Below are 6,012 nucleotides of genomic sequence, written 5' to 3'. Positions count from 1 at the left end.
GCCGGCGGTGTGAAGCGCGACGTCCGCGTCATCCCGGCGGCCCGGCCCTTGGCTGCGATCACCAGCGCCATCTTGCGGGACGCCTCGTCGATCATCTCGTCGCCGAGCATCACCGCGCCCACCTTCCCGCCCGCCGCCGAGGTGCAGTACGCGTACGCGTCGAGGATCAACTCCGCGTGGTCGTAGTCGGCCTGGTCCGGCGCGTAGACCTCGTTCGCCGCCTCGATCTGCCCCGGGTGCAGCACCCACTTGCCGTCGAAGCCGAGCGCCGCGGAACGCCGCGCCACCGTGCGGAACCCGGCCACGTCCCGGATCTGCAGGAACGGTCCGTCGATGGCCTGCTTGTCGTACATCCGGGCGGCCATCAACAGGCGCATCAGGATGTAGTGATACGGGTCGCCCGGGTAGTCGGCGATGAGTCCGCCGACCGCCAGCGACCTCATGTTGATCGAGGCCATGAAGTCCGCCGGGCCGAAGACGATCGTCTCCACCCGGGGTGAGGCGGCGGCGATGGAGTCGACGTTGACCAGGCCGGCCGCGTTCTCGATCTGCACCTCGATGCCGATCCGCCCCACCTCGAACCCCAGGGACCGCTCCAGCTGGGTGAGGGTGAGATCCAGCCACCGCACCTGTGTCGCGTCCTGCACCTTCGGCAGCATCACGCAGTCGAGGTTGGCGCCCGCCCCCTCCACCACGTCGATGACGTCCCGGTACGTCCACGGGGTGGTGAGGTCGTTGACCCGGACCGCACGGATCTTGCCCGCCCAGTCCCCGTCGTTGAGCGCGGCCACCACGTTGCGCCGGGCCGCCGGCTTCGCGAGCGGCGCGACCGCGTCCTCGAGATCGAGGAAGACCTGGTCGGCGGGGAGTCCCTGCGCCTTGCCGAGCATCTTCACGCTCGATCCGGGCACGGCCAGACACGACCGGCGGGGGCGCCCAGCAGCGGCCATCGACTGTGCTCCTTCCGGGTCGCGTCGGCTCCTTCCGGGATCCGGCGGACCCGCCGCCACCCCAGGTGTCTCGGGGACCTAACGATTCCGGGGGGAGTTGGGACGTCACGGTAACCTCGTGCCGTGACCCGGGTGAATGGACCTGTGGAAGATCTCACTGGCCGTCGACTGGTGGTGCTGACCGGAGCCAGTTCCGGAATCGGCCTGGCCGCCGCGATCGACCTGGCCCGCCGCGCCGACCAGGTGGTGCTGGTCGGCCGTGACCCGGCCCGGTTGCGGGCCGCCGCCGACGAGGTACGCGAGGCGTCCGGGGAACGACCCGAGGTGTTCCGCGCCGACTTCGCCGTACTCGACGACGTGCGACAGCTGGCCGAGCAGTTGCGGGCCGCGTACGACCGGATCGACGTGCTGGCCAACAACGCCGGCGCGATAGTGCTCCAGCCGGTCACCACCGTCGACGGCTTCGAACTGTCCATCCAGGCCAACCACCTGGCCCCGTTCCTGCTCGGCAACCTGCTGGCAGACCGGGTCGGGCGGATGGTGGTCACCGCCTCCGGCGCGCACCGCAGTGGGGTGCTCGACCCGGACGACCTCAACGGGGCACTGCGCCGCTACCGCCCGCTGACCGCGTACGGGACCAGCAAGCAGGCGAACATCCTGTTCACCGCGGAGGCGGCCCGGCGGTGGCCGACGGTCGGCTCGTACTGCTTCCATCCCGGCGTGGTGCGGACCCGGTTCGGCAACGAGAGCCGGCTGGTCGCGGTGGGCATGCGGCTGCTGCCGTTCCGCAGCCCGGTCAAGGGTGCGCAGACCCTGGTGTGGCTGGCCAACCAGGACCGGTCCCGGTTGGTCGACGGCGGCTACTACTTCGACTGCCGGCCACGCCGGCCGCTACGCAAGGCCGCCGACCCGCAGCTCGCCGCCCGGCTCTGGACGGCCAGCGCCGAAGCGGTCGGCCTGCCCACCTGACCACACCCACCCACCCCGTCCACAGGCCGCCGCCCACCGTCGTCGACGGGGTCGCGGGGATCGACGGGCGTTGGGATACTCCGCCGGTGACCAACGTGGGGAACGCGAGTTTGCGGGTGCTCGGCAAGGACGAGGACCTGGACGAACGGTTGGACGCGGAGTTGACCGCGTACAACCGGCACCAGACCGGCGCCGACGACGAGGCGGACCTCTCCGTGCGGGTCACCGGCGCCGACGGTGAGCTGGTGGCCGGGCTGACCGGGTGGAGCTGGGGCGACTGCGCCGGGATCAACATGCTGTGGGTGCATCGGGACCACCGGGGCGAGGGGTGGGGCGGCCGGTTGCTGGCGGCGGCCGAGGAGGAGGCCCGGCGGCGCGGCTGCACCCAGATCTCGGTCGCCTCGTTCTCGTTCCAGGCGCCGGACTTCTACCGGCGCCACGGCTACCTCGACACGGGTCGGCGGGAGGGCATTCCGGGCGGCCACGTCGACCACCACTTCTGGAAGTCGCTGGTCAACGACTCAGCCGCGGCGGTGCGGCTGGTCGCGTTGGTCGAGCTGGGCGAGGCGGCGGTCGAGGCCGGTCAGCGGTACGAGGATCGGGTGCTGGCCCTGCTGCCGCGCCACGGTGGCCGGCTGGAACGGCGGCTACGTACCGGCGACGAGGGTACCGAGGTGCACCTCATCCGGTTCGACACCCGGGCCGGCTACGAGGCGTTCCTGGCCGATCCGGAGCGGGTCGCGCTGCGGGCGGAGCTGGGCGACGCGGCACCGCACACGAGGGTGCTGGAGGTGCAGGAGGTCTGAGCCGCCGTCAGTCGCCCACCGGTGACGCGTCCGCCGGCACGGCGGTGCTCACCCGGGCGGCCCGGCGGGCGGTACGGGCGGTGGAGAGCACCACCACGGCGACCCCGACCAGCAGCAGCCCGAGGCCCGGCAGGGTCACCGGGTCGGGCAGCTGACCCAGCCAGGCCCAGCCGATCAGGGCCGCGCCGGGTGCCTCCAGCAGGATCAGCACGCTGATCGTGGTGGCCGAGACCCGGCGCAGCGCGTAGCTGAACATCGAGTGGCCGAGCAGTTGGGCGCCGCCGACCAGGGCCAGCACCGCCAGCCAGGTCGCGGTGTCGAAGCCGCCCAGCGGCACCCCGCCGACCAGGCAGATCACCAGCAGGAGCAGCGCGCACACGCCGTAGCAGATGGTGGTGTAGGTGGCGGTGCTCACCGTGACCCGGGCGCGCTCGCCCAGCGCGGTATAGATCGCGGCGAACAGGCCGCCGGCCAAGGCGAGCAGGTCACCGGCGAATGCCGAGCCGGAGACGGTGAAGTCGGCGCCGGTGGCCAACACGGCACCGACGACCGCCACGCCGATGCCGGCCCACACCCCGGCCGGCAGCCGGCGGCCCTGCGTCCGGGCGATCAGGCCCTGCCAGACGGGCTGGGTGGCGACCAACGCCGTCGCGGCGGCCACGGAGGTGAGCTTCGCGCTCGGCATCCAGGTGGCGAAGTGTGCCGCCAGCGCCACCCCGGACAACACGCAGAACATCCCGTCCCGCCGACCGGCCCCGCTGAGCAGGGCACGGAACTCCACCCGCCGCCGGGTCAACGTGAACGGGCTCAACGCGGCGACCGCGAGCATGTTGCGCCAGAACGCCACGGCCAGAGCCGGCGCGGCGGCGAAGGCGATCAACGGTGCGGACGACGACACTGCGACGACGGCGAGGGCCAGCGCCCCGGTGGTGAGCAGGTTGACCGGCGGACGGTGTGGTTCGGGGGGCACGAGACGTAATCCTCACACGCCAACGGGGCGGCACGATCCGTCATCATTCGGTTACGATCATGCGCGTCCCGTCGGGACCTCACTCGCGGCGGAGGCGCCTCTTCCATGCCCAGGTTCCAGGCGGTTCTGTTCGACTTCTTCGGCACGCTGACCAGTCCGGTCCAGCGTGGCGCCGGACACCGCCGGACCGCAGAGTTGCTCGGCTGCCCACCGGACGCCTACGTCGAGGTGCTCGACCGCAGCTTCTACGAACGCGCCAGCGGGCGTTTCGGCGGCGCCGAGGCGACCCTGCGATGGGTGTGCGAGCAGGCCGGCGTACGCCCGGCGGAGGATGCCCTGCGGGCGGCGGTGGCCTGCCGGCTCGCGGCCGTACGCGCCGACACCCGGCTGCGGGACGACGCCGCGCCGACCCTGCGGGCGTTGCGCGACCGGGGCATCCGCACCGGCGTGATCAGCGACTGCACCCACGAGCTGCCGGCGTTCCTGCCGGAGTTGGCCGTCGCCCCCCTGCTCGATGTGCGGATCTTCTCCATCCAGGTGGGCCGCTGCAAGCCGGATCGGGCGCTCTACCTGGCCGCCTGCGCGCGGCTGGGGCTGGCACCGCAGGACTGCCTCTACGTGGGTGACGGCGGTAGCCAGGAGCTGACGGGCGCACAGCAGGCCGGACTGACCGCGACCCGGCTGGCCACCCCCGACCTCGTCGACCACCTGGTCTTCAACGCCGACACGGAATGGACCGGCCGACGGTTGAGCCGGCTCGGCGAGGTGGTCGAGTTGGTCGACGGGATCCCGGTGGCGGTGCCGTCGTGACACCGCGAGCGTCCCGGTCCGCGCCCGGCGGTCCGGCGGACGTGGTCAGCGGCGCCGCACGCGGTGCAGCCGGAACGGCTTGCGGGTCACCCGCACCGCCGGGGTCGGTCGCGGCGGCTCGGCCAGCGAACCGGCGGGCAGCTCCGACCCGTGCACCGCTTGGCCGGCAGGCGCCAGCCGGACCAGTGCGCAGCCGTCGGCGGCCCACCGGGCGACCAGTTCGGTGGTCGGTCCCGGCGAGTTCAGGCGCTTGGCGCCCACCAACGGGGCCAGCGTGTCCCACTCGTCGGTGCCCGGCGCCACCCGGGTCACCGCTGCCCGCCAGGTGACGATCCGCCCACCATGATCACCGCGGAGCGTCACCTGAGCCTCGTCGGCCTCGGCCAGCCCCGGTGCGGCCTGTTCACCGGGGCCGCTGATCACGAAGAGCGCACCCTCCAACGGCATGCACCACAGGGCCAACGCCGGGCCGCCGGGCACCGCCACCCAGGCCACGGAGGCCTTCTTCATCGCCTCGTCGACAAGTGGGGTGCTGTTGCGCTCGTCGGTCACCACGGCATCCTCTCAGTTCGTCCGGTCGGTGCCGGCCGACCGGCTCGTCCGGTCGGTGCCGGCCGGTCAGCCGACGAAGGGCGGGACCAGGATCTCGCCCCGCGCCACCGCCATCACCCGTCCCGCGACGGTAGCGCCCACCGCCACGCCGTCGGCGGCGGTGACCGTACAGGCCAACGTCGACGGCCGACCCATCTCGACCCCCTGCCGCACGGTGTACGACGAGCGCCGGTCGCCCGGCAGCATGCCGCTGGCGACCAACCAGACACCCAATCCGAGCGCCGCCGATCCGGTCGCCGGATCCTCCGGCACACCGAGGCCGGGCACGAACACCCGGGCGTACGCGGTTTGCGTCGACGCGTCCCAGGAGAAGACGCTGACGTGTTCGATTCCGTACCGGGCCGCGACGGCCGGATTCATCCGGGCCCGGGCCAGCGCGTCGGGGCGTACCGGCAGGAACGGGAACTCCAGGCCGCAGCCGGCCACCCGGGGTGCCGGTCCGGCGTGGTCCGCCGCGGCCAGCCCGGCCATCTCCAGCAGCGGTTCCGGGTCTAGCTCGGGTCCGAGCGTCGGGGTGCCGCCGGTCAGCGTCGCGCCGGTCTCGGTCAGCTCGATCGGCAGCACCCCCGCGCCGCACTCCTGGCTGACCTGCCCCACGCCGAACAGCCCCCGGCGGCTGGCGGTCACCGCCGCGCCCACGCTGGGATGCCCGGCGAACGGCAGTTCCGCCGTCGGGGTGAAGATCCGGGCCCGGTAGGTGGCGCCGACCTGGGTGGCGGGCAGTACGAAGACCGTCTCCGACAGGTTGAACTCCCGGGCCAGCGCCTGCATCTGCTCGGTGGCCAGCCCGTCGGCACCGAACACCACGGCCAGCGGGTTGCCGGCGTACGGACGGTCGGTGAAGACGTCCACGATCTCGTAAGCCAAGGTCGACATGTTCATAAACCCTAGGCGC

The 6,012-nt window shown here is 72.7% G+C and carries 7 protein-coding genes; 3 read left to right on the top strand and 4 right to left on the bottom strand.

Features of this window, described 5'->3' with window-relative positions; all coding sequences use genetic code 11:
• Positions 1 to 950, bottom strand: a 950-nt coding sequence (locus D2L64_RS26050; RefSeq protein ID WP_147376319.1) for an HpcH/HpaI aldolase/citrate lyase family protein, incomplete at its 3' end; no start/stop codon positions are given.
• Between the two features lie 144 nt (positions 951 to 1,094).
• Between D2L64_RS26050 and D2L64_RS26045 the strand changes: the two genes are divergently transcribed.
• Positions 1,095 to 1,919: an SDR family NAD(P)-dependent oxidoreductase gene (locus D2L64_RS26045; RefSeq protein WP_119579842.1), complete on the top strand. Its 825-nt coding sequence runs from the start codon at positions 1,095 to 1,097 to the stop codon at positions 1,917 to 1,919.
• A gap of 86 nt (positions 1,920 to 2,005) precedes the next feature.
• Positions 2,006 to 2,725, top strand: a complete 720-nt coding sequence (locus D2L64_RS26040) for a GNAT family N-acetyltransferase (protein ID WP_119579841.1) — start codon at positions 2,006 to 2,008, stop codon at positions 2,723 to 2,725.
• 7 nt (positions 2,726 to 2,732) lie between these two features.
• On the opposite strand, the gene D2L64_RS26035 is transcribed toward D2L64_RS26040, so the two are convergent.
• On the bottom strand, positions 2,733 to 3,695 hold the full coding sequence (locus D2L64_RS26035; protein WP_119579840.1) for a DMT family transporter: 963 nt from the start codon (positions 3,693 to 3,695) through the stop codon (positions 2,733 to 2,735).
• A 105-nt stretch (positions 3,696 to 3,800) separates the two neighbouring features.
• On the opposite strand from D2L64_RS26035, the gene D2L64_RS26030 reads away from it, so the two are divergent.
• Positions 3,801 to 4,505, top strand: coding sequence for an HAD family hydrolase (locus tag D2L64_RS26030; protein ID WP_119579839.1), 705 nt, complete (start codon positions 3,801 to 3,803; stop codon positions 4,503 to 4,505).
• A gap of 45 nt (positions 4,506 to 4,550) precedes the next feature.
• Here the strand turns inward: D2L64_RS26030 and D2L64_RS26025 are convergent, their stop codons facing one another.
• Together D2L64_RS26025 and D2L64_RS26020 are read right to left on the bottom strand one after the other, a co-directional pair.
• Positions 4,551 to 5,015, bottom strand: coding sequence for a hypothetical protein (locus D2L64_RS26025; protein ID WP_119579845.1), 465 nt, complete (start codon positions 5,013 to 5,015; stop codon positions 4,551 to 4,553).
• 108 nt (positions 5,016 to 5,123) lie between these two features.
• A complete protein-coding gene (locus tag D2L64_RS26020; protein ID WP_119579838.1) occupies positions 5,124 to 5,993 on the bottom strand; it encodes a PhzF family phenazine biosynthesis protein in 870 nt (289 codons plus the stop codon).
• Between the last annotated feature and the right edge of the window lie 19 nt (positions 5,994 to 6,012).

This window comes from Micromonospora radicis (assembly GCF_003583405.1).
In the GTDB taxonomy this organism is placed as follows: domain Bacteria; phylum Actinomycetota; class Actinomycetes; order Mycobacteriales; family Micromonosporaceae; genus Micromonospora; species Micromonospora radicis.
Note: the sequence above shows the minus strand (reverse complement) of the source record. Positions and strands in the feature narration are given on the sequence as shown.

Excerpts from the sequence above, each read along its gene's own strand:
- D2L64_RS26030 (WP_119579839.1), top strand. The coding sequence starts at position 3,801 with ATGCCCAGGTTCCAGGCGGTTCTGTTCGACTTCTTCGGCACGCTGACC.
- D2L64_RS26025 (WP_119579845.1), bottom strand. The coding sequence starts at position 5,015 with ATGAAGAAGGCCTCCGTGGCCTGGGTGGCGGTGCCCGGCGGCCCGGCG.
- D2L64_RS26020 (WP_119579838.1), bottom strand. The coding sequence starts at position 5,993 with ATGTCGACCTTGGCTTACGAGATCGTGGACGTCTTCACCGACCGTCCG.